19 protein-coding genes are annotated in these 21,997 nt (G+C 72.3%); 10 read left to right on the forward strand and 9 right to left on the reverse strand.

Annotated elements, in window-relative coordinates:
- Positions 1 to 8 precede the first annotated feature (8 nt).
- Positions 9 to 752 carry a hypothetical protein gene (locus WJM95_RS19885; protein ID WP_339131037.1) on the reverse strand — a complete coding sequence of 248 codons (744 nt, stop codon included), beginning with the start codon at positions 750 to 752 and terminating at the stop codon, positions 9 to 11.
- Between the two features lie 388 nt (positions 753 to 1,140).
- Between WJM95_RS19885 and trpS the strand changes: the two genes are divergently transcribed.
- Together trpS and WJM95_RS19895 are read left to right on the forward strand one after the other, a co-directional pair.
- Positions 1,141 to 2,154 carry a tryptophan--tRNA ligase gene (trpS, locus tag WJM95_RS19890; protein WP_339131038.1) on the forward strand — a complete coding sequence of 338 codons (1,014 nt, stop codon included), beginning with the start codon at positions 1,141 to 1,143 and terminating at the stop codon, positions 2,152 to 2,154.
- 224 nt (positions 2,155 to 2,378) lie between these two features.
- The gene (locus tag WJM95_RS19895; RefSeq protein ID WP_339131039.1) at positions 2,379 to 2,960 is read left to right on the forward strand and encodes a 2'-5' RNA ligase family protein; all 582 of its coding nucleotides are present in this window, start codon (positions 2,379 to 2,381) and stop codon (positions 2,958 to 2,960) included.
- Positions 2,961 to 3,023: 63 nt separating this feature from the next.
- Here the strand turns inward: WJM95_RS19895 and WJM95_RS19900 are convergent, their stop codons facing one another.
- Both WJM95_RS19900 and WJM95_RS19905 read right to left on the reverse strand, forming a co-directional pair.
- Positions 3,024 to 3,779 (reverse strand): decaprenylphospho-beta-D-erythro-pentofuranosid-2-ulose 2-reductase, encoded by a 756-nt coding sequence (locus WJM95_RS19900; RefSeq protein ID WP_339131040.1) that lies wholly within the window; start codon positions 3,777 to 3,779, stop codon positions 3,024 to 3,026.
- A gap of 132 nt (positions 3,780 to 3,911) precedes the next feature.
- On the reverse strand, positions 3,912 to 5,261 hold the full coding sequence (locus WJM95_RS19905) for an FAD-binding oxidoreductase (protein ID WP_339131041.1): 1,350 nt from the start codon (positions 5,259 to 5,261) through the stop codon (positions 3,912 to 3,914).
- A gap of 250 nt (positions 5,262 to 5,511) precedes the next feature.
- Here WJM95_RS19905 and WJM95_RS19910 point away from each other — a divergent pair, with 250 nt between their 5' ends.
- From WJM95_RS19910 to WJM95_RS19925, 4 genes are all read left to right on the forward strand, one after another.
- Positions 5,512 to 6,000, forward strand: a complete 489-nt coding sequence (locus WJM95_RS19910) for a phosphatase PAP2 family protein (RefSeq protein ID WP_339135691.1) — start codon at positions 5,512 to 5,514, stop codon at positions 5,998 to 6,000.
- The gene (locus WJM95_RS19915; protein WP_339131042.1) at positions 5,993 to 6,937 is read left to right on the forward strand and encodes a decaprenyl-phosphate phosphoribosyltransferase; all 945 of its coding nucleotides are present in this window, start codon (positions 5,993 to 5,995) and stop codon (positions 6,935 to 6,937) included. Before WJM95_RS19910 ends, WJM95_RS19915 begins: the two co-directional genes overlap by 8 nt.
- Before the next feature lie 125 nt (positions 6,938 to 7,062).
- Positions 7,063 to 7,509, forward strand: coding sequence for a GtrA family protein (locus tag WJM95_RS19920; protein WP_339135693.1), 447 nt, complete (start codon positions 7,063 to 7,065; stop codon positions 7,507 to 7,509).
- Positions 7,497 to 8,471 carry a YihY/virulence factor BrkB family protein gene (locus WJM95_RS19925; protein WP_339131043.1) on the forward strand — a complete coding sequence of 325 codons (975 nt, stop codon included), beginning with the start codon at positions 7,497 to 7,499 and terminating at the stop codon, positions 8,469 to 8,471. Before WJM95_RS19920 ends, WJM95_RS19925 begins: the two co-directional genes overlap by 13 nt.
- A gap of 11 nt (positions 8,472 to 8,482) precedes the next feature.
- On the opposite strand, the gene WJM95_RS19930 is transcribed toward WJM95_RS19925, so the two are convergent.
- Entirely contained in the window at positions 8,483 to 9,808 is a 1,326-nt protein-coding gene (locus WJM95_RS19930; RefSeq protein WP_339131044.1) for a D-alanyl-D-alanine carboxypeptidase, read from the reverse strand.
- A gap of 112 nt (positions 9,809 to 9,920) precedes the next feature.
- Here WJM95_RS19930 and WJM95_RS19935 point away from each other — a divergent pair, with 112 nt between their 5' ends.
- The 3 genes from WJM95_RS19935 (at position 9,921) to WJM95_RS19945 (ending at position 13,173) form a co-directional block, all read left to right on the forward strand.
- Entirely contained in the window at positions 9,921 to 10,163 is a 243-nt protein-coding gene (locus WJM95_RS19935) for a hypothetical protein (RefSeq protein ID WP_339131045.1), read from the forward strand.
- 16 nt (positions 10,164 to 10,179) lie between these two features.
- Positions 10,180 to 11,472 (forward strand): metallophosphoesterase, encoded by a 1,293-nt coding sequence (locus tag WJM95_RS19940; protein WP_339131046.1) that lies wholly within the window; start codon positions 10,180 to 10,182, stop codon positions 11,470 to 11,472.
- A 144-nt stretch (positions 11,473 to 11,616) separates the two neighbouring features.
- On the forward strand, positions 11,617 to 13,173 hold the full coding sequence (locus WJM95_RS19945) for an ABC transporter substrate-binding protein (RefSeq protein WP_339131047.1): 1,557 nt from the start codon (positions 11,617 to 11,619) through the stop codon (positions 13,171 to 13,173).
- 102 nt (positions 13,174 to 13,275) lie between these two features.
- Here WJM95_RS19945 and WJM95_RS19950 read toward each other — a convergent pair whose 3' ends face one another.
- From WJM95_RS19950 to WJM95_RS19960, 3 genes are all read right to left on the reverse strand, one after another.
- On the reverse strand, positions 13,276 to 15,723 hold the full coding sequence (locus WJM95_RS19950) for a sulfatase-like hydrolase/transferase (protein ID WP_339131048.1): 2,448 nt from the start codon (positions 15,721 to 15,723) through the stop codon (positions 13,276 to 13,278).
- 143 nt (positions 15,724 to 15,866) lie between these two features.
- Positions 15,867 to 17,321, reverse strand: coding sequence for a HAMP domain-containing sensor histidine kinase (locus tag WJM95_RS19955; RefSeq protein WP_339131049.1), 1,455 nt, complete (start codon positions 17,319 to 17,321; stop codon positions 15,867 to 15,869).
- Positions 17,318 to 18,007: a response regulator transcription factor gene (locus WJM95_RS19960; RefSeq protein ID WP_339131050.1), complete on the reverse strand. Its 690-nt coding sequence runs from the start codon at positions 18,005 to 18,007 to the stop codon at positions 17,318 to 17,320. The genes WJM95_RS19955 and WJM95_RS19960 overlap by 4 nt, the downstream gene beginning before the upstream one ends.
- Positions 18,008 to 18,167: 160 nt before the next feature.
- Between WJM95_RS19960 and WJM95_RS19965 the strand changes: the two genes are divergently transcribed.
- On the forward strand, positions 18,168 to 20,582 hold the full coding sequence (locus WJM95_RS19965) for an MMPL family transporter (protein WP_339135695.1): 2,415 nt from the start codon (positions 18,168 to 18,170) through the stop codon (positions 20,580 to 20,582).
- A gap of 60 nt (positions 20,583 to 20,642) precedes the next feature.
- Here the strand turns inward: WJM95_RS19965 and WJM95_RS19970 are convergent, their stop codons facing one another.
- Complete coding sequence (locus WJM95_RS19970; RefSeq protein ID WP_339131051.1) at positions 20,643 to 21,467, reverse strand: TetR family transcriptional regulator; 825 nt, start codon at positions 21,465 to 21,467, stop codon at positions 20,643 to 20,645.
- A gap of 9 nt (positions 21,468 to 21,476) precedes the next feature.
- Positions 21,477 to 21,992 (reverse strand): DUF393 domain-containing protein, encoded by a 516-nt coding sequence (locus WJM95_RS19975; protein ID WP_339131052.1) that lies wholly within the window; start codon positions 21,990 to 21,992, stop codon positions 21,477 to 21,479.
- Positions 21,993 to 21,997: the final 5 nt, after the last annotated feature.

Below are 21,997 nucleotides of genomic sequence, written 5' to 3' on the forward strand. Positions count from 1 at the left end.
CCCCGCGGTCACTGGGCTTCGGCCAGCTCCTGGCGCGAGCCCAGCAGCGGCCCGGCGTTCTCCCGCCGGGCCCTGACCGCCGCCTGGCTGATGAACCACGCGGCGCCGGCGCCGAGCGCCACGCCCGCCGCGAGTCCGGGCACCGCCCAGAACGCCGGGTCCAGCTGCACCGTGGGGGCGGACGCGACCGACCCGGAGCCGAAGAGCCGTCCGTCCTTCATCAGCTCGTCGAACACCGAGCGCGGCGCCACATGCCAGCGGATGTCGTGGTTCATCGAGTCCGGCGACAGATTCGACCGCACCCAGGGCGTACCGTCCGAGTCGAGGTACACCTGGTCCTGGCGGCTGAGGATGACGTCGCCGCCGGGTGTCACATGGGCGGTCCGCGTCCCGTCCCCGGGACCCGTGACCCCCCAGATCACCGTGGCCTGAAGCTCCGGGAGGTGACCGTCCCTCCACCCGTCCGGCGCCTTCTGCGTGCCCTCGTACCGGGGCGACAGCAGCCGCCACAGCCGTCCGAAGTCCGGGTCCGCGTTGTGGAGGGTGGTCGTCCGTCCCGTGTCGCCCGCGATGGTCAGGGCGACGTCCGGACTCGCCCCCGAGGAGCGCTCCGCGCTGTCCAGGACCGTGTGCGAGAGCACCGGCGCACTCGCCGCCGGGCCGGCCAGGGCGGACGGCGCCACGGACACCACCGCGGCGGCGGTCGCCCCCAACGCCCCCACCACCGTGACCACTTCACGAAGCCCGCGCATGGAACCCCCAAACGACCGGCGCTGAGCCGGCCCGCACACCGTTGTGCCACTTCCTGGGTGCGCCGAAGGACCCGCCGGGGGTTCCCCTCGACGGCGACGTCCGAGCAGCGCTCCGCCGTGCCGAATCCGGTTACCAGGCGGTCCGGCATTCTTAAACGCCGGTGACCTCGAACAACACCCCCTCCAGCAGGAACGTCATCTCACCGTTGCACTTCCATGACGGTGCGTGGCCGAAAGCAGCTCAGGTGAGCGAATCGGTCACCTTCTGTGCCGGTGGTGTGGAGGCCGGGTGGGCGCGGTTCCCGGACCCGTGATGTCGGCCCGCCCGCGTGCCGTCTCTTTCCGGCCAGTTCCGGAGCGGGCCCCGGCACCTGAGAGAATGGTGAACATGGCCTCTGACAGTCCTCGCGTGCTCTCCGGAATCCAGCCCACCGCAGGCTCGTTCCACCTCGGCAACTACCTCGGCGCCGTCCGTCAGTGGGTGGCGCTCCAGGAGTCCCACGACGCGTTCTACATGGTCGTCGACCTGCACGCGATCACGATTCCGCAGGACCCCGCGGATCTGCGGGCCAACACCCGGCTGGCCGCGGCGCAGCTGCTGGCCGCGGGCCTCGACCCCGAGCGCTGCACGCTCTTCGTCCAGAGCCATGTCCCCGAGCACGCACAGCTGGCCTGGGTCATGAACTGCCTCACCGGGTTCGGCGAGGCCTCCCGCATGACCCAGTTCAAGGACAAGTCCGCCAAGCAGGGCGCCGACCGCGCGAGCGTCGGCCTGTTCACGTACCCGGTCCTCCAGGTGGCGGACATCCTGCTGTACCAGGCCCACGAGGTCCCGGTCGGCGAGGACCAGCGCCAGCACATCGAGCTGACCCGCGACCTCGCGGAGCGCTTCAACGGCCGCTTCGGCGAGACGTTCCGGATCCCCAAGCCGTACATCCTCAAGGAGACGGCGAAGATCTTCGATCTCCAGGACCCGTCGATCAAGATGAGCAAGTCGGCGTCGACGCCGAAGGGCCTCATCAATCTGCTCGACGACCCGAAGGTGACGGCCAAGAAGGTCAAGAGCGCGGTCACCGACACCGACACCGTCATCCGCTACGACGCGGAGCACAAGCCGGGCGTCAGCAACCTCCTGACCATCTACTCCACCCTCACCGGCACGTCGATCGCCGCGCTGGAGCAGGAGTACGAGGGCAAGATGTACGGCGCGCTGAAGACGGACCTCGCCGAGGTCATGGTCGACTTCGTGACGCCGTTCCGGGAGCGCACCCAGCAGTATCTGGACGACCCCGAGACGCTCGACTCGGTCCTGGCCAAGGGCGCGGAGAAGGCGCGGGCCGTCGCCGCGGAGACGCTGTCGCAGGCGTACGACCGGGTCGGTTTCCTGCCCGCCAAGCACTGACGGCCGAGGCCGCCGCCGCAGGGGTGGCCGTGCCCGGCCCCGCGGCGGCGGCGCGGCTCCCTACCACACCACCTTCGGCAGTCAGTACGAGACGAGCGCGACACTGCCGTGACGGCCGATTGCGGGTCATACCGCCGTACAGTCGGAAGCCGGGGAGCGAAGCGATCGCCTCCTCCGCGCAGCACCACCGGACAGCCCGATCATCGACGACGACAGGAGACGACGTGGGGACCGTAACGATCGGCGTGTCGATCGCGGTCCCGGAGCCTCACGGCAGCCTGCTCCAGGAGCGGCGCGCGGGCTTCGGCGACCCCGCGGCCTGCTGCATTCCCACGCATGTCACCCTGCTGCCGCCGACCGAGGTCGAGCGGTCGGCGCTGCCCGCGATCGAGGCGCACCTCGTCCGGGTCGCCGCCGCCGGGCGCCCGTTCCCGATGCGGCTGTCCGGCACGGGCACCTTCCGCCCGCTCTCCCCGGTCGTGTACGTACGCGTCGCCGAGGGCGCCGAGGCCTGCACCCGGCTTCAGAGCCAGGTACGGGACGCCTCCGGCCCCGTCGCCCGCGAGCTCCAGTTCCCGTACCACCCGCATGTCACCGTGGCGCACGGCATCGGCGAAGAGGCCATGGACCACGCCTTCGAGGCGCTGTCCGGGTTCGAGGCCGGGTGGCCCTGCACCGGGTTCGCCCTCTACGAACAGGGCGCGGACGGCGTGTGGCGCAAGTTGCGGGAGTTCCCCTTCGGCAGCGCGGTGGTGCCCCCTCAGGCGTCCTCGCCCGAGCGGGACACCACCCTTCCGGCACTCTGACCGTCCTTCCGGCGCTCCCTCCGGTGACCGGCCCTTCCGGCGCTCGGCCCGGTCCGCGCGGCCTCAGACCGGCAGCCGCCTGAACACGGCCCGCGGCGTGTGCCGCAGCGCCGACATGACCATCCTGAGCGCCCCCGGCACCCACACCGTCTCGGAGCGGCGCCTGAGCCCCAGCTCGATCGCCGCGGCCACCGCCTCCGGAGTCGTCGACAGCGGCACCTCCGGCAGATGGGCCGTCATCCGCGTACGGACGAACCCGGGGCGTACGACCATGACGTGGGCGCCCGTGCCGTGCAGGGCGTCGCCCAGGCCCTGCGCGAAGGCGTCGAGGCCCGCCTTGCTGGAGCCGTAGATGAAGTTCGAGCGGCGGGCCCGCTCGCCCGCGACCGAGGACAGCACCACCAGGGAGCCGTGCCCCTGCGTCTGGAGCGCCCGCGCGCACACCAGGCCCGAGGACACGGCCCCCGTGTAGTTGGTCTGCGCGACCCTGACCGCGGCGACCGGCTCCTTCTCGTCCACGGCCTGGTCGCCGAGCACCCCGAAGGCCATCAGCACCATGTCGATGTCCCCCTCGGCGAACACCTTGCCGAGCACGGCCTCGTGGGACTCGGGATCGAGGGCGTCGAAGGCGAGGGTGCGGACGTCCGCGCCGAGCCCGCGCAGCCGCCCGGCCGCCTCCTCCAGGCCGGGCGCCGGCCGTCCGGCGAGCCACACCGTCCGGGTGCGCCGGGTGATCATCCGGCGGGCGGTGGCCAGCGCGATCTCGGACGTGCCGCCGAGGACCAGCAGGGACTGGGGGATACCGAAGGCGTCCTTCATGACAGCTCGCTCCTAGAGACGGGGGGAACAGGGCGGGCGGCCGGGGAACGGGCCGCCGTGCGGGTGGGGGGACCGGCGCGGGGGCGCCGGGGGGTGGCCCTGCGGGCGGGACGTCGCCGACGAGCCCCGGACCTAGAGACCGAGCCGGCGGGACAGGTCCGAGGTGAACACTCCGCGCGGGTCCAGCTCCCGCCGCAGCGCCCGGAACACGCCGAGCCGCGGATACATCGCGGCCAGCAGCTCCGGACGCAGCCGTGCGTCCTTGGCGAGGTACACCCGTCCTCCTGCGTCCGCCACCTCCTCGTCGAGACCGTCAAGGAAGGTGCCGAGGCCCGGCAGGCCGGCGGGGATGTCCAGGGCGAGGGTCCAGCCGGGCACGGGGAAGGACAGCCAGCCGGGGTCGCCGTCGCCGAAGCGCTTCAGGACGGCGAGGAAGGAGGGGCAGCGGCGTCCGGAGATGCGCCGCACGATCCGGCGCAGGGTCTCCTCCCGGCCGTGTCCGACGACGAACTGGTACTGGACGAAGCCGCCGCGCCCGTAGACGCGGTTCCAGTGGGGCACCCCGTCGAGGGGATGGAAGAAGGCCGGGATCGGCTGGAGTTCACCGCGCCGCGCGCGCGGTGCCTTGCGGTACCAGAGCTCGTTGAACAGGCCCACCGTCGTCCGTCCGAGGAGCCCTTCGGGCAGGAAGGAGGGGGCGGCGGGGAGTCGCGAGGGCCGGAATTCCAGCGGGTGTCTGCGCGCCCGCGCCGGCAGCGCGTCCAGCGGCGCGTGATCGCCGCGCGTCAGGACCGCGCGGCCCGTCGCCGCCCCGCGCGCGAGGAGGTCGATCCAGGCCACCGAGTAGCGGTAGCGGTGGTCGGTGGCGGTGAGGCGCGCCATCAGGTCGTCCAGGTCCGCCGCGCGTTCGGTGTCGACGGACATCAGGCCGCTCTCCACCGGCCGGAGGCGGACGGTGGCCGTCAGGATCACCCCGGTCAGGCCCATGCCGCCCGCCGTGGCGTCGAACAGGGGGGTGCCGCGCCCGACCGTCCTGATCTCGCCGTCCGCCGTCAGCAGCTCGAAGGACAGGACATGACGGGAGAAGGAGCCCGACACATGGTGGTTCTTGCCGTGGATGTCCGCGCCGATCGCGCCGCCCACGGTGACGTAGCGGGTCCCCGGGGTCACCGGCACGAACCAGCCCAGGGGAAGCAGGACCTCCATCAGCCGGTGCAGGGACACCCCCGCGTCGCACAGGACCGTGCCGCCGTCGGCGTCGATGGCGTGGATCCGGTCCAGGCCCGTCATGTCGAGCACCGCCCCGCCGGCGTTCTGCGCGGCGTCGCCGTACGCCCGTCCGAGCCCCCGGGCGATCCCTCCCCGTGCCCCGCACTCCCGGACGGCGGCCGCCGCCTCCCCGTAGGTGCGCGGGCGGACCATTCGGGCGGTGGTCGGGGCGGTGCGGCCCCAACCCGTGACGGAGACGGAGTCGGCAGGCATGACCGTGACCGTAGCGCCGCCGAGGGGACGCAACGGGGCAATCCACCCAGCACTCCGGGCTCCTCACCGAAATGGGTGATTAATGGGATGTCGTCCAAGATTGCCGTAATTCTTTGACCGCTCCCTAGAAGAGTGGCCTCACATGGACGACCTTGACGACCGTGACGAGATGGATCGGCGGCTTGACGACCATGGCCACCGGGACGACAGGGATCAACGCCCGGACGGCCACGGCCACCGGGGCAGCGGCATGGACCGACGGCTGCTGTCCGTGTTCCACGCGTACGGCGGGGACCCGCGCGTCGCGGCCGCCGCCCGCGCCCTGTCCTGGAGCGGGGAGCACGGTGCCCTGTGGCTCGCCGCGGGACTCACCGGGGCGGCCGCCGACCACGGGAGGCGCGCGGCGTGGCTGCGCGCCACGGCGCTCACCGCGGGCGCGCACCTCGCCAGCATGGGCGTGAAGCGGATCGTGCGCCGTCCGCGCCCCACACACGTGGCGCCCCGGGCCCGCACCGCAGGACGGCACTCCTTCCCCAGCTCCCACGCGGCCTCCGCCACCGCGGCCGCGGTCGCCTACGGCATGCTCGGCGCCTACGCCGTGCCGCCGCTCGCCGCCGCGATGTGCCTCTCCCGCCTCGTCGTCGGTGTCCACTACCCCACGGACATCGCCGCCGGCGCGGCCCTGGGCGCCGCGACGGCCGGACTGGGCGCCCGCTGGATCGGAGCCGGCCATGGCTGAGCGCACCGCGCTCCTGGAGCGCGCCCCGGTCCTCGCCCCGCCGCCGCGGACCCTGACCGGGCTGGTGCGGGGCCTGGTCAGAACGGCGCGGCCCCGCCAGTGGGTCAAGAACGTGCTCGTCGTGGCGGCCCCGGCCGCCGCGGGACGGCTCTTCTCGCCGCACGCGTTCGGCCGGCTCGCCCTCGTCTTCGTGCTGTTCACGGCCTGCGCCGCCGCCGTGTACCTGATCAACGACGCCCGGGACGCCGCCGCCGACCGCGCCCACCCCGTCAAGCGCCACCGCCCCGTCGCCGCCGGCCAGGTCCCCGTACCGGCCGCGTACGCCGTCGGCGGCACCCTCGGGGTCCTCGCGCCCGCGGCCGCCGCCTGGCTCTGCTCGGCGTCCGTCTGCGCGCTGCTGACCGCGTACATCGGCATGCAGCTCGCGTACTGCGTCAGCCTCAAGCACGTGCTCGTCGTGGACCTCGTCGTCGTCACGACCGGGTTCCTGATGCGGGCCGTGATCGGCGGTCTGGCCCTGGGCATCCCGCTCTCGCGCTGGTTCCTGATCACCACCGGCTTCGGGGCGCTGTTCATGGTCTCGGCGAAGCGTTACTCCGAGGCCGTCCAGATGGCGGGGAAGGCGGGGGCCACGCGGGCTCTGCTGACCGAGTACACGACCGGCTATCTGCGCTTCGTCTGGCAGCTGGCCGCCGGGGTCTCCGTCCTCGGCTACTGCCTGTGGGCGCTGGAGGAGGGCGGGGCGCCGAGCACCGGCCTGCTGCCGTGGCGCCAGCTGTCCATGGTCGCCTTCATCCTGGCGGTCCTGCGCTACGCGGTCTTCGCCGACCGGGGTTCGGCGGGCGAGCCGGAGGACGTGGTCCTGCGCGACCGCCCGCTCGCCCTCATCGGGCTGGTGTGGCTGGCGATGTACGGACTGGCCGTGGCCCATTGGTGAGCGTCACCGGGAACCGGCCCGCCCCGGGGCCGCCCACCAGGGGCGGGACCGGTGCGGGTGCACCGGACGTGCCGGGGTCCGCCGTCAGGGAGCCGGCCGCCCCGGGGCCGGCCGTCGCGGAAGCGGTGACCGGGCCCGGGGCGGGACGGCGGGGGCTGCTGCGTGAACTCGCCGGGTTCGCCTCGGTCGGCCTCCTCGCCTACGCGGCCGACCTCGGCCTCTTCGTCTGGCTCCGCGGCCCGGCCGGTCTCGACCCGCTGACCGCCAAGTCGCTGTCGTTCCTCGCCGGCTGCTCGGTGGCGTACGCCGGGAACGCGCTCGGCACCTACCGGCACGCGGCGGCACGCGGCCCGCGGCAGTACGTGATCTTCTTCGGGGTGAACATCGCGGGCGCGCTCGTGCAATTGCTCTGTATCGCCGTCAGTCACTACGCGCTCGGTTTCACCTCCCCGCGCGCGGACACGGTCTCCGGAGCGGGAATCGGCATGGCGCTGGCCACTGCCTTGCGATTCTGGGGTACCCGCTCACTGGTTTTCCGAGGCGAGGGCAGAGTCGGATCATGGACTGGCTGAAAAAGATTCCCGGCGTGGGACCTCTGGTCGTACGCCTCATGGCGACGCACGCGTGGCGGTCGTACGAGCGGCTCGACCGGGTGAAATGGACGCGGCTCGCCGCGGCGATGACCTTCATCAGCTTCATCGCGCTGTTCCCGCTGCTGACCGTGGCCGCGGCGATCGGCGCCGCCACGCTGAGTCCCCAGCAGCAGAAGGACCTCCAGGACAAGCTCGCCGAGCAGGTGCCGGGCATCTCCGACCAGCTCGACATCCACGCCCTGGTCCAGAACGCGGGCACGATCGGGCTCGTCGCGGGCGCCCTGCTGCTGATCACCGGCATCGGCTGGGTCGGCCAGATGCGGGACTGTCTGCGCGCGGTCTGGGAACTGCCCGACAGCGAGGAGAACCCCCTCCTGCGCAAGCTCAAGGACGGCGGGATCCTCATCGGTCTCGGCGGCGCCGTGCTCCTGACGATCGCCGTCTCCACCCTCGCGTCCACGGCGATGGGCTGGTCGGCGCGGCACGTGGGACTCGACGAGCACGGCTGGGGGACCACCCTGCTCCAGGGCGTCGCCTTCGCGGTGGCCGTCCTCGCCGACTTCCTGGTCCTGCTGTACGTCCTGACCCTGCTGCCCGGTGTCGAGCCGCCGCGCCGCCGGCTGATCGTCGGGGCGCTGATCGGCGCCGTCGGGTTCGAGCTGCTCAAGCTGCTGCTCAGCGGCTATATGCGGGGGGTGGCGTCGAAGAGCATGTACGGCGCCTTCGGCGTGCCCATCGCGCTGCTCCTGTGGATCAACTTCACCTCGAAACTGCTCCTGTACGCCGCCGCCTGGACGGCGACCCGGAGCGAGGGGCAGGAGCGGGAGGCCGCCGGTCCGCGGGAGCCGGAGGTCCCGGACGAGCCCGCCGGTCCGCGGGAACCGGCGGGGCCCGAGGGCCGGAAGGACCCGGGGGGCCGCGAGGTCCGCGCGGGCCCCTGAGCCCCGGGCTGTCAGCGGCGGCGGCGCATCAGGTCAGGCAGCGGCCAGCGCCGGTTGACCAGGAAGACGCCCGCCGCGAGCAGGACGAGGAAGCCGCCGGCCAGACCGAGCGCGACGCCGATGCCGCTCGAACCGCCCCTCGCCCCGGCGGTGGAGGCCGCCACCGGCTTCGTGGAGGCGTTCGCGCCGCCCGTGCCGGAGCCCGTGCCGTGGCTCGCTCCGCCCGACGCGTTGGCGCCCGGCTGGGCGGTGGTGTCGACGCCCTTGGGCGGGACCAGCTCGCCCACCGGCTGCACCTTGCCCGCGGCCTGGAATCCCCAGTCGAGCAGTTGCGCGGCCTCCTTGTAGACCTCGTTGTGCTCCTTCTTCTCCGGGTTCATGACCGTCACGAGCAGCACCTTGCCGCCGCGTTCGGCGACGCCCGTGAAGGTGGCGCCCGCGTTGGTGGTGTTGCCGTTCTTCACGCCCGCGATGCCCTGATACGGGGTCACGTCGCTGTCACCGGCGAGCAGCCGGTTGGTGTTCTGGATCTCGAAGGTCGAGCGGCCCGTGCCCTTCCCGTTCTTGGCCCTCACGCCGGGGAACTCGGCCCGCACCGTCGAGCAGTACTCCCGGAAGTCCTTCTTCTGGAGCCCCGAACGGGCGAACAGGGTCAGGTCGTACGCCGACGACACCTGGCCCCCGGCGTCGTATCCGTCCGGGCTGACCACGTGCGTGTCGAGGGCCTGGAGGTCCTCGGCGTGCGCCTGCATGTCCTTGACCGTCTCGTCGACACCGCCGTTCATCGCGGACAGCACGTGCACGGCGTCGTTGCCGGAGCGCAGGAACACCCCGAGCCACAGGTCGTGGACGGAGTACGTCTGGTTCTCCTTTATCCCCACCACGCTGGAGCCCGCGCCGATGCCCGCCAGGTCGGAGGAGGTCACCTTGTGCGAGGTGCTCCTCGGGAACCTGGGCAGCACCGTGTCGGCGAACAGCATCTTCAGGGTGCTCGCCGGGGGCAGTCGCCAGTGGGCGTTGTGCGCGGCCAGGACGTCCCCGGACTCCGCGTCGGCGACGATCCAGGAACGGGCGGTGACGTCCGCGGGCAGGACGGGGGCGCCGCCGCCGAGGCTCACCTGGTTGCCGGGCCGGCCGAGCCGCTCGCCGCCGAGGCTCGACATGTGCGCGGGGGGTGTGGCCGACGGAGAGGCCGTGGGGCTCTCCGACGGGCTCGCGTCGGTGGTGTCGGTGGTGTCTTTGGTGTCGGCGAACGCGGGCGCGGTGAGCGAAAGGGCCAGCAAGGTGGCGGAAGCGGTCAGCAGGGATCGCCGAATGGTCTTTTTCGAGGCGGGCACGATCGAGAAAGTACAGGGGTTGTGACCGGAATTCGCGTCACCGTCCGGGTAAGCCGCCCCGCCCTCTCCACCCCGGCGCCGGACCACGGTGGGCGACGGCGATACTGAACGCATGAAGCTCAGCCGCCCCGTGTCCTGGTTCCTGCTCGCCTTCGGGGTGTGGAGTTGGGTCATTTGGGTCACTTTCGCTAAGAATCTCTGGGAAGACGCCAGTGGGCTCGCGTTCGACGACGCGGGCGATCCGACGGCGTACTTCTGGGTGCATCTCACCCTCGCCGTCGTGTCGTTTGTCCTTGGGACGGTCGTCGGGGTCATCGGGTTGCGCGGCGTACGCGCTTTGCGCCAGACGTCATAACGGGGGGTACGGCGTCATGGTCATCCTGTTCGTGGCGGCGGCCCTGGCCGCGCTGGCCCTGATCGTCGGGCTGCACCGGTACGCCTATGTCCGGCTGGTGCGCGACACCACGAGCGGCCCGGGACCGGTCCGCCGGCTGGGCGCGGCCGTCTTCGTCGCCGGGCCGCTGCTGATGGTGGGAGCCGTCGCGAGCGAGCGCGCGGGAGCCCCGTTCTGGCTCCAGCGGACGCTGTCCTGGCCCGGCTTCCTGTGGATGCCGCTCGGCCTCTACCTCGTACTGGCGCTGCTGGCAGGGGAACTCGTCAGGCCACTGCTGAGGCGCGCTCTGGAGCGAAGGGCCGCCCGGCAAGGGGAGAACGAAGGGCACGCGCCCTCGGAGGACACGGTGACCGCCGAACCGGCCGCCGAACCGGCGGGTGAGGCGGTGGCTGCCGAGGCGGTGGCGGCCGAGGGGGTGGCCGACGAGACGGCGGCGCGCCCTGAGCCGTCGCGGCGGCTGTTCGTCTCCCGGGTCGTGGGCGGCACGGCCGCGGCCGTCGCCGTGGGCACCGTCGGATACGGAACCTACGGCGTGCTGCGCGGGCCCCGGGTGAAGCGCGTCACCGTGCCGCTCGCCAAACTGCCCCGGTCCGCCCACGGTTTCCGGATCGCCGTCGTGAGCGACATCCACCTCGGGCCGGTGCTGGGGCGCGGGTTCGCGCAGAAGGTGGTCGACACCATCAACTCCACGCAGCCCGATCTGATCGCCGTCGTCGGCGACCTGGTCGACGGCAGCGTCAAGAACCTCGGCCCCGCGGCCGCGCCGCTCGCCGGGCTGCGCGCCCGGCACGGCTCCTACTTCGTCACCGGGAACCACGAGTACTTCTCCGGAGCCGCGCAGTGGGTCCGTCAGGTGCGGGAGCTGGGAATCCACCCGCTGGAGAACGTGCGGACCGAACTGGCCGGATTCGACCTCGCCGGTGTGAACGACCTCCAGGGCGAGAGCGAGGGCCAGGGTCCCGACTTCGGCAAGGCGCTCGGGGACCGCGACAGGACACGGGCCTGCGTGCTGCTCGCCCACCAGCCGGTGCAGATCCACGAGGCGGTGCGCCACGGCGTCGACCTCCAGCTGTCCGGACACACCCATGGCGGACAGCTGTGGCCGGGCAACTTCGTCGCGGCCGCCGCCAATCCGACGGTCGCCGGTCTTGAGCGCTACGGAGACACCCAGCTCTATGTGTCCCGGGGCGCCGGAGCCTGGGGACCGCCGACCCGCGTCGGCGCGCCCTCGGACATCACGGTCGTCGAGCTGGCGTCGCCGGAAGCCTGAGAATCCGCTGTGCGGCGGCCGGAAAAGATCATTTTCATCGGACCTGGGCACTCTTCCCGATTCCCTTCCCCGGCTGAAACTCCTGTGGTTAGGTGATCCGCGTCACTAGGGGAGTGACGTGCGGGGCGCCTGGGGAGGGCACCGATGCGATCGGTTCGCTTATGGATTCTCGCGACGCTGCTCGTCCTGGCGGGCGCGGGTGTGGCCGGCTGGCAGCTGCTGCCCGCCAAACAGAACAGCGACCGCACCATCACGGTGGGCACGACGGACGCCGTCACCTCGCTCGACCCGGCCGGCGCCTACGACGCCGGATCCTGGGCCCTGTTCAGCAATGTCTTCCAGTCGCTGCTCACCTTCGAGCCCGGCGGCACCAAGCCCGTTCCGGACGCTGCCAGGAGCTGCGCCTTCACCGACGCGGGGCTGCGCACCTATCGCTGCACGTTGCGTGACGACCTGACCTTCGCCAGCGGACGCAAGGTGACCGCGGAGGACGTGCAGTTCTCCTTCGACCGGATCAAGCGCATCAACGACGAGGTGGGGCCCGCCTCCCTGCTCTCCACCCTGGGCAGCGTGGACGCGAGCGGCCTGACCGTCACGTTCCATCTGGCCTCGCCGGACGCCACGTTCCCGTTCAAGCTGGCGACCGGTGCGGGATCGATCGTCGACAGCACCGCCTACCCCCGGCGCAGCCTGCGCACCGACAGCGGCGCCGACGGCACCGGGCCGTACGTCCTGAAGACGTACACGCGGGACGCGAAGGCCGTCCTCGCGCCCAACCCCCGCTACAAGGGTGCCGTCGACGACTCCGGGCGGCCCGTCGTCCTGCGCTACTACCCCAACTCGCAGGCGCTCCAGGTGGCCTGGAAGGCGAAGGAGCTGGACGTCGTGGCCCGGCAGCTGCCGCCCGCCGTCCTCGCCGCGCTCTCGCCGAGCGACCCCGCCCAGCGCGTCACGGCGGCCGACAGCGCCGAGACCCGCAACCTCGTCCTCAACGTGCGCCCCGCGTCCCCGCTGCACGACCGGCGGGTCCGGCAGGCGCTCGCCTCGCTGATCGACCGCGAGAAGCTCGTCGACCGCACGTACCGCGGGACCACCGACGCGCTCTACGGGCTGATCCCGGCCGGGATCACGGGGCACACCACCGCGTTCTTCGACGACTATCCGCAGCCGGACGCCAAGAAGGCGCGGGCCCTGCTGACCGAGGCCGGGGTCAAGCTGCCCGTGCGCTTCACCTACGGCTTCGCCGAGGGGCGCGGCGCCGCGGCCGAGGAGGCGGCCGAACTCAAGCGGCAGCTGGAGGCGGACGGCCTGTTCAAGGTGACGACCGTGGGCTACGAGTGGACCGAGTTCCAGAAGAAGTACGCGGAGGGCGGCCTGGACGCCTGGGCGGTCGGCTGGGTCGCCGACTACCCCGACGCCGACACCTTCGGCGCGCCGCTCGTGGGCACCGGCAACAGCATGAAGAACGGCTACAGCAACAAGGACGTCGACGGGTTGATCCGGCAGACCCAGGAGGACGCCGACCGCAGCCGTACGGCGGACGCGTTCCGCAGGCTCCAGGCGGACGTGGCCCAGGACGTGCCGCTGATCCCGCTGTGGCAGCGCAAGGACTACGTCATCAGCACCGAGGACATCGGCGGCGGCGAGTACCTCTCCGACGGGACCGGTGTCTTCCGCCTCTGGCGGCTGAGCTGGCTGTGACCGCCGGTGTGACTCCCGCGGCCGTCGGCCGCACGGCCGCGGGCGGCGGTCGACGGCCGTCGCCGTGACCGCCGCCCGCGGCGGAGGAGTGGACCCCGGACCCTAGGGGTGCGGTGTGGATCCGTACGAGGTCAGGAAGCGGTCGCGGAAGTCGCTCATCTTCCACACCGGGGCGTTGTGCTCGGGCCGGAGACCGTCCGTCCAGCCCCAGTCGGCGATCCTGTCGAGCACCTTCGGGTCCTTGGCGACGATGGAGACGGGCACGTCACGGCTGGCGTGGTCGCCGCTGACCCGGGCGATCGGCTGGTGGTCGCCGAGGTAGATCAGCACCGTGTTCTTGTTGCCGTACTTCACCAGCCAGTCGATCAGGCTCGTCACCGAGTACGAGATCGCCTTGCCGTACTCCACCTTGGACTTGGGCGAGCTGGTGATGATGTCGGCGGGCCGCTTGCCCGCCTTCTCGATGGCGCCGTAGACCGAGCCGTCGCCGACCTGGTCCTGGGGGACCGTCCTGGGGATGGGGGCCCAGGGCTGGTGACTGGAGGTCAGGATGATCGTCGACATCAGCGGCTTGTCGTGCTTCTTGCTGTGCACCAGACGCTGGTACGCGGCCAGGGCGTACTGGTCGGGCATGGTCGACCAGCTGAACTTCGGTCCCTTGTAGCCGAGGTGGTGGGCGTCGTAGAGCTTGTCGATGCCGTAGAACTTCTGCTCGGGCCAGGCCTTCTGGACACCCGGCATGACGCCCACGGTGTCGTAGTCGCCGGTCTTCTTGAAGGCGCCGACCAGGGTCAGGTGATCGCCCGCGGTCACCGTGCGGTAGCGCTGCTGGTTGTTGATCCACAGGCCGGACAGGAACGTCGAGTGGCCGAGCCAGCTGCTGCCGCCGTACGTCGCCGAGGTGAGCCAGCCGCTCTTCGCCGCGAAACCGGCCTGGGTCAGCTTCTTGTTCTCGGCGGTCAGCGTCGCGTCGACGCGCGGCGCCATGAGCGGGTCCTCGACGGCGCTGCGGCCGTAGCTCTCGATGAACGTGACGATCATGTCCTTGCCGCGCAGATCGGTGAGCAGCTGGCTGGGCGGAGTGTTGGCGAAGTTGTCCTTCTTGGAGATCCTGGCGAACTCGGCCTCGTCCCGCAGGGTCTGCCGCACGGCCTCCGTCCGGTCCTGGACGACCAGGGCCACGTGCTCGGAGGCGATGGGCACCCCCGTGTACTGCACGCCGAGCGTGGCGCAGGTGACCCAGGCGATGGCCAGGACCAGCGTCGTGCGGGTGGCCGTCACGGTGTTCCTGGCGACCAGGCCGCCCAGCCGGACGACCGACAGGGTGGTGAGGGCCAGTATCGCGAGCACGAGCGCCACGGCCAGGGCGGCTATGCCGAGCGCGCCGCCGTTGCCGAAGGTGTCCTGGAGGTAGGCCTGCGCGTCGCCGAAGAGCGACCAGTCGAGGACGACGTTGAAGCCCCGCCCGAGGTATTCGTTGAACTCGATGTCGAGGATGTTCAGGACGGTCAGCACGCCCAGGAGCAGTCCGGCGGCCACCGACACCGCGATCCGCGGCCGGCGGGGCAGGACGATCAGCAGCGCGGCGCCGAAGATCGCCTCCACCGGCAGCCGCAGGAACTCGGCGGGCCGGAACTTGTCCGCGTGGCTCGGCATGAGCAGGGCGAACAGGACGAGCGCGGCGGCGAGGAGGGTCGTGGTCCAGGCGAGGGTGCGCGCGGCGACGGGATACCGGCCCCGCCATCCGTTGCCCCGCCCGGGCGGCTCGTCCGCCGGCGACTCCTCCCCGCCGCCGGCCCCGTCCCCGGCGGCCGGGCCCGGGACTTCTCCGGCGGGGTCCTCGCCGTCCGGCGCAGCAGCCGCCTCCGAGGCGCCGTCCGAGGAGTCCGGGCCGACCGCACCGGCGTCGGCGGGCGCGTCGGTGCCGGGTTCGGTGCCGGGTCCGGTCTCGGGCAGGGTGTCGGTGTCGGCAGCGGTCGTGTCCGGTGCGTCGGGGGCGTCCGGGGAGTCCGGGTCCGTCGGGCCGGATCCGGCGGACGCGTCGGTGCCGGGTCCGGTGTCGGGCAGGGTCTCGGTGTCAGCAGCGGCAGCGGTCGTGTCCGGTGCGTCGGGGGCGTCCGGGTCCGTCCGGCCGGATCCGGCGGGCGCGCCGGTGCCGGGTTCCGTGCCGGAGGGCGTCCCGGTGCCGGTCCCGTCCCGCGTGACCGCCGCCCCGCTCCCGGGAGCGGTGGTGTCCTCCGTCGCGGCGGTGGGCGGTGTGCCCTCCGGGTCCCCGGAAGCGGAAGAGGCGGCCCCGTCGTTCGCGGTGATCTCGGGGGCCGCCCCGGCCGCTGCCTCTCCCTCACCCGAGGCGGCGGCGTCCTCTCCGTCCGCGGGCGCGTCGGCGTCGGTGTCCGTGGGCGGTTCCGGTGCCGGCTCGTCGCGCGGAGGCGTCTCGTCCGTGTTCGGCTGCTGTCGAGAGCTCGTTTTGAACGACAACCCGGCGGTCCTTCCGTGCGGTGCGCGGTGGTGGCGTGGCGGGCCGATCCGAAGCGACCGATTCGCCCTCATCGTGGTGTACGGGGCCTGGGCAGCCGGTGTTCAACCGCCCGGGTCAGCTTCTGTTCAAGTACGTTTCCGCAGGTCACGGCGGTGCGGATGAGGGGTCCCCGACCCGCGCCGGAGCCTCGGGAGCCACGCCGGTCCCGCGGGCCTCACCGCACCGGCAGCGTCACCGTCACTGCTAGGCCCTCGCCGGGTGCCGTCCGGACCGCGACGTCTCCGCCGTGCGCCCGCACCACGCCCTCCACGATCGCCAGGCCGAGCCCGCTGCCCGCGCCGCCGCCGGCCCGGAAGAAGCGGTCGAAGACGCGCGCCGCGTCCTCCTGCGCGAGCCCGGGACCCTTGTCCGCGACGCACAGCCGCAGGACACCGTCCGCGCGCTCCAGGCCGAGCCGTACCGGCACGTCGTCGGGCGTGTGCGTGCGTACGTTGGCCACGAGATTGCCCAGCACCTGGCGCAGCCCCGACTCGTCGGCCCGTACGAGCAGCGTGCCGTCGGCGTCCACGGTCACCGGCCGGCCGGGCTGCTGGGCGCGCAGATCGGCGGCCGCGTCCCGCACGAGCCGGCTCAGATCGACGTTCCTGAACCGGAGTTCGGGACGCTGGTCGAGGCGGGCCAGGGTGAGCAGCTCGTCGACCAGCCGGCCCATCCGGTCGGCCTCGGCGTTCATCCGGTCCCAGGCCCGTCTGCGCTCGGCGGGATCGGTCAGCATCCCCTTGTCGTACAGCTGGAGGTAGCCGCGTATCGCCGCGAGCGGGGTGCGCAGTTCGTGCGAGGCGTCGCCGACGAAACGCCGCAGCTGGGCGGCGCTGTCCTCGCGCGTCCGGTAGGCCGACTCGACCTGGTGCAGCATGGAGTTGAGGGCGAGCCGCAGCTGTTCGACCTCCTGGGTCGGATGGTGGCTGGAGGGGACGCGCCGGGTCAGATCGCCCTCGGCGATGGCGGACGAGGTCTCCACCATGGCCTCCAGTGGCAGCATCCGCCGGCGCACGCTGAACATCGTGAGGCAGGCGAGGAGCGCCAACAGCAGGGTGCCCACGGCGAGATCGAGCTTGAGCGCCTTGGCGATGCCCTTGTGCAGCCCGTCGGTCGAGGCGGCGAACAGGACGTAGGTGCCGTCGGCGAGCCGGATGGCGGTCGCCCGGTAGGCGGCGCCGTGCACGGTGACGTCCCGTGGTTCGCCGGCGCGGGCGAGGGCGGCCGGGTCGTCGACGACGGCGGCGAAGGCGCGCTGGGTGTCCCCGGGCCGGAAGCCGGCGACCTCGATCGCCTCGCCGCGTCGGTCGACGGCCGCGAAGAGGGAATCCGGCTTCGGCGACTCGTCCGCCGCCGGACCGATCCGGTCGTGGACGAACGCGAGGGCGCTCAGCGAGTCGATCTGGCGCATGGTGAGCTGTGAACCGCCCAGTGATGCACGGGTTTTGAGGAGCTGGGCGTCCACCTGGTCGAGCAGATAGTGCCGCATGCCCATCAGGCTCACGGCGGTGGCCACCACGATGCCGAGGGCCAGCAGTCCCACGTTCGCGATGGTGAGCTGGCCGCGCAGGGAGTGGATGCCGTGCTTGCGGCGCACGGGTCGGCAGCCGGTCAGGACGGGCGGTTTCACGCGAGCCCGTATCCCACGCCCCGGCGGGTCTCGATCACCGGCGGACCCAGCGGTTCGAGCTTGCGCCGCAGATAGCTGATGTACGTCTCGACGACCGTCGACTCGGCGGGGTGCTCGTACTGCCATACGTGGCGCAGGAGTTGCTCCTTGGGGACGATCCGTCCGCCGTTGCGGACGAGGAAGCGCAGCAGCGCGTACTCGGTGGGGGTGAGTTCGACGGTGGTGCCCGCGCGGTGGACGCGGTACGTCGTCTCGTCCAGTTCCAGATCGCCGTAGCGCAGGGGCGGGCGCTGCGGCAGGACGTCGCCCTGCCGGGTCCGGCGCAGGACGGCGGTGATCCGGGCGACGACCTCGTCGATGTTGAAGGGCTTGGTGATGTAGTCGTCGCCGAAGCCGAGCGCGCCGACGATTTCGGCGGGCGCGTCGCGCGCGGTGAGGAAGACGACGGCCAGGTCGGGCTGCCGCAGGCGCAGTTCACGGCCGAGGGCCCGGCCGTCGCCGTCCGGGAGCATCACGTCGAGCAGGGCCGCGTCCGGGCGGGTGCGTTCGGCCAGGGCGAGCGCCTCGCGCACGCAGCCCGCGGCCATCACCTCGAAGCGGTGGTAGCGCAGCGCGATGGTGAGGACGTCCGCGATGCTCGGCTCGTCCTCGACGACGAGGACGGTGGCTCCCTCGTGAGCGGTCATGTCCCCAGTATCGGCCGGGTCGTTGGCGGCGCGTGCCGTTCGCGCCTTGGAGTTCCTTGAGAGTCATGGGCGGGTCGGGTCCACTCGCGCGCGGGGTCGCGAATGCTGGTGTCCAGGACCTGGGGGACCGACCGATTAAGGAGCGTTGAACGTGGCGGTATTGGCACGGTGGTGCTATCGGCACCGGCTGGTGGTCCTGTTGCTGTGGGTGGGTGCGCTGTTCGGTCTCGGCTTCGCGGCGACCACCGCGGGCACGGACTACGCGAACGTGTTCTCCCTTCCGAACACGGACTCCAAGCGCGCGTACGACCAGATGGAGAAGGCCTTCCCGAACAGCGCGGGGGACACCGACACGGTGGTGTGGAAGGTCGCGCACGGCACGGTGAAGGACGCTTCCGTGCGGTCCCGGATCCAGCCGGTGCTGGACGAGATCGCCGGGATGAAGGGGGTCGGCCAGGTCGCGGGGCCGTACCGGGGGGAGCGGGGCGCCGCGCAGATCAGCAGGGACGGCCGGATCGCGTACGCCCAGATCACCTTCGCCGAGCAGGCGAACGCCGTACCCAAGGACCTGGTGCAGAAGGTCGTCGACACCGCGCAGGGCGCCGAACGGGCTGGACTTCAGGTCGAGCTGGGCGGACAGGCGATCCAGCGGGTGCAGGAGCCGCCCACCGGGCTCGCCGAGATGGTCGGCATCCTGGCGGCGGCCGTCGTCCTCTTCCTCGCCTTCGGCTCGCTCTTCGCCATGCTGCTGCCCATCGGCATCGCGATCTTCGGTGTGGGTACGGGCCTGTTCTCCACCCAGTTGCTCAGCCACACCACGGCCATCCCGGACCTGGCCCCGCTGCTGGCCACCCTGATCGGCCTCGGCGTCGGCATCGACTACGCGCTGTTCATCGTCACCCGGCACCGGCGCGGCCTCCTGCGGGGGCTTGCGCCCGAGGAGTCGGCGGTGGTCGCCCTCAACACCTCGGGGCGCGCGGTGCTGTTCGCGGGCGGAACGGTGTGCATCGCGCTCGCGGGCATGCTCGTGACGAACCTCAGGTTCCTGGACGGCGTGGTCATCGGCACCTCCCTGACCGTCGTGTTCAGCGTGCTCGCCGCCGTCACGCTGCTGCCCGCGCTCCTCGGAGTGCTCGGCGTCCGGGTGCTCAGCCGGCGCCAGCGGCGCAAGCTGGCGGAAGGCGGCCCCGAGCCGGAGCGGGCGAGCGGGGCCGCGGCGCGCTGGTCGATGACCGTGCAGCGCCGCCCCCGTACGATCGCGGCGCTCGCGCTGGCCGTGATGGCGGTCCTCGCGGTCCCCGTCCTCTCGCTGCACCTCGGTGCCACCGACCAGGGCAACGACGACGCGAAGACGACCACCAGGCAGGCCTACGACCTGCTCGCCGAGGGCTTCGGCCCCGGCTTCAACGGCCCCCTGCTGGTCGTCGCGACCAAGGGTGACACCGACGTCCTGGCGAAGAGCATCGGCGGCACGCCCGGGGTCGCCGCGGTCGCCGCGCTGCCGCCCGCCAACGGCGTGACGGTGATCCAGGTGGTGCCGGCCTCCTCACCGCAGTCGGTACGGACCGACCACCTCATCGACACCCTGCGGGACCGGGTGATCCCCGACGCAGGGGCCACGGCCCATGTGGGCGGTGTGACCGCCGTGTCCAAGGACTTCGCCACGATCACCGGCGACCGGCTGCCCTGGTTCGTCGCCACGATCATCGGCCTCGGATTCCTGCTCCTGCTGATCGCCTTCCGTTCCCTGATGGTCCCGCTGACGGCCGCGCTGATGAACCTGATCGCGGCCGCCGCGTCCTTCGGCGTCCTGGTCGCGGTCTTCCAGTGGGGCTGGGGCCTCGGACCGCTGGGCCTCGGCAAGGAGGGCCCCATCAACGCCTTCCTGCCCGTCATCATGCTCTCGCTGCTCTTCGGCCTGTCCATGGACTACCAGGTGTTCCTGGTGAGCCGGATGCACGAGGAGTGGGTGCACACCAGGGACAACGCGCGCGCGGTGCGCGTCGGTCTCGCGGAGACCGGGCGGGTCATCAACTCGGCCGCCCTGATCATGGTGTGCGTCTTCCTCGCCTTCGTCCTGAGCGGTGACGCGGGGGCGGCGATGGCGGGGGTCGGCCTCGCGGCCGCGGTCGCCCTGGACGCCTTCATCCTCCGTACGGCCCTGGTGCCCGCGGCGATGCACCTGCTCGGCGACTCCAACTGGTGGCTGCCCGCCTGGCTGGACAAGCGGCTGCCGCATCTGGCGGTGGAGCCCGCCGAGGAGCCCTCGGAGGATGCGGCCCCGGTCCCGGGCGGGGCCTCGGCCGTGCACGGCTTCGTCCGGGACGCGGACGGCGAGGCCGTCGACGGAGCGGTTCTCACGCTGCTGTCCAAGGGAGGACGCCAGCTGGACCGGGTGACCTCGCTGGCCGACGGTTCCTACATCGTCTCGGTCCCCGCCCCGGGGACGTATCTGCTCTCCGCGACGGCCCGTTCGTACGGGGCGCGGGCACGGCACGTCGTCGTCACGGACGAGCCGCTGGTGCACGACGTGGAGCTGGCGCAGGGAGAGGTGGACGCCGACGCGGTCAACTGAGGCCGTGCACCGCCGGATCGCTCCGGCGCGACGGGGGGTGCCCGCCTCGGCGGGCGCCCCTCACTCCGTCTCCCCGGCCGGCTGCGAAGGGCCGGATCCCTGCTTCTTCGCCGGGTCCGGCAGAGCCTTCGTCATGCCCGGCAGGAAGTCCGTGAACAGTTCGTGCACCTCGTGGACCAGCGGGCGCAGCAGACGGAAGCGGGAGAGGTAGACGCCCCGCGCGGTCAGCCGGGCGCCGCGCTCGGCGAGCCGGTAGCTGCGCTCGCGGCCCTCGGTGCGGTCGAAGACCCAGTACAGGACGAGTCCCATCTGCGAGAGCCACATCAGCTCCGGCAGCACCTCGCGCAGTTCCTCCGGGACCTTGGTCTTCGCCCCGGCCAGCACCTCCTTGTGCACGCTGATCGCTTCCAGGCGCGCGTGCTCCGACTCGGGCGAGAACGGACTGAGCGGACTGTCCGGGTCGGCGGCGTTCTTGAAGAACTGCACGGCGAACTCGTGGTACGGCGTGGCGATGTCGAGCCACACCTTCAGCACGCCGCCCAGCCGGGCCTCCAGGTCCGTCTCGCGGTCCAGGACGTCCCGGACCGCCTCGCGGTGCTCGGCGGCGATCCGGTCGTAGAAGCCCTGGATCAGGTGCTCCTTGCCGGCGAAGTAGTAGTACGCGTTGCCGACCGAGACCCCGGCCTCCTGGGCGATGGCCCGCATCGTCGTCTTGTCGTACCCGCGTTCCTGGAAGAGCCGCATCGCGGTCTCCAGGATCAGGGCCCGGGTCTGTTCGCTCTTCGCCGGGCTCTTCGCTTCCCTGTCGGGGGACTTGGCGGGCCGGGGGGCCGCGGTGGGCTCGGAGGACCCGCCGGGGCCGGGGCTGTCTGTCGGTGCTGGCACGGGACGAGCCTAACGACTGGGGACGGCGGGACAGCCCCCGCTGTCGCAGGCGGGCGGCTCGAAGGTCCAGCCGACGGCCGGGTCGTAGCGCCAGCCGTCGCCCCGGTCGTACACGCCGCCGCCCCACCGCCGGGACGCCTGCGCCTCCCGCCACCTGGCGGCGGCGAGGGTGGCGCCCCTGGCCAGCCGGGCACCCGCGGGAGTGCTCAGCCGGTGGGCCAGCGGACGGTACTCGCGCAGCGCCCACAGGGTGACGATCCAGGCGGCGGCTCCCTGGTAGACCTGCCCGGCGTCGCCCAGGACGGTGATCTCGTCCAGGGTGGCGCCGTGGTCGAGTCCCGGGCAGAGCCGGGCGGCCTCCGCGGAGCCCGCGGGCACGAACCGCAGCGGCACGAGCTGGCGCTGTGCGGCGAGCCACTTCTTCAGCGCCGCGCACAGCGAGCACCGCGCGTCGTAGAGGACGGTGAGCCCGAGGACCGGGACGCGCTCGGCGTCCCGGTCCCCGGCGGCCGGTGCGCCGGTCACCGCGA

The organism is Streptomyces sp. f51, from assembly GCF_037940415.1.
Classification (GTDB): Bacteria; Actinomycetota; Actinomycetes; order Streptomycetales; family Streptomycetaceae; genus Streptomyces.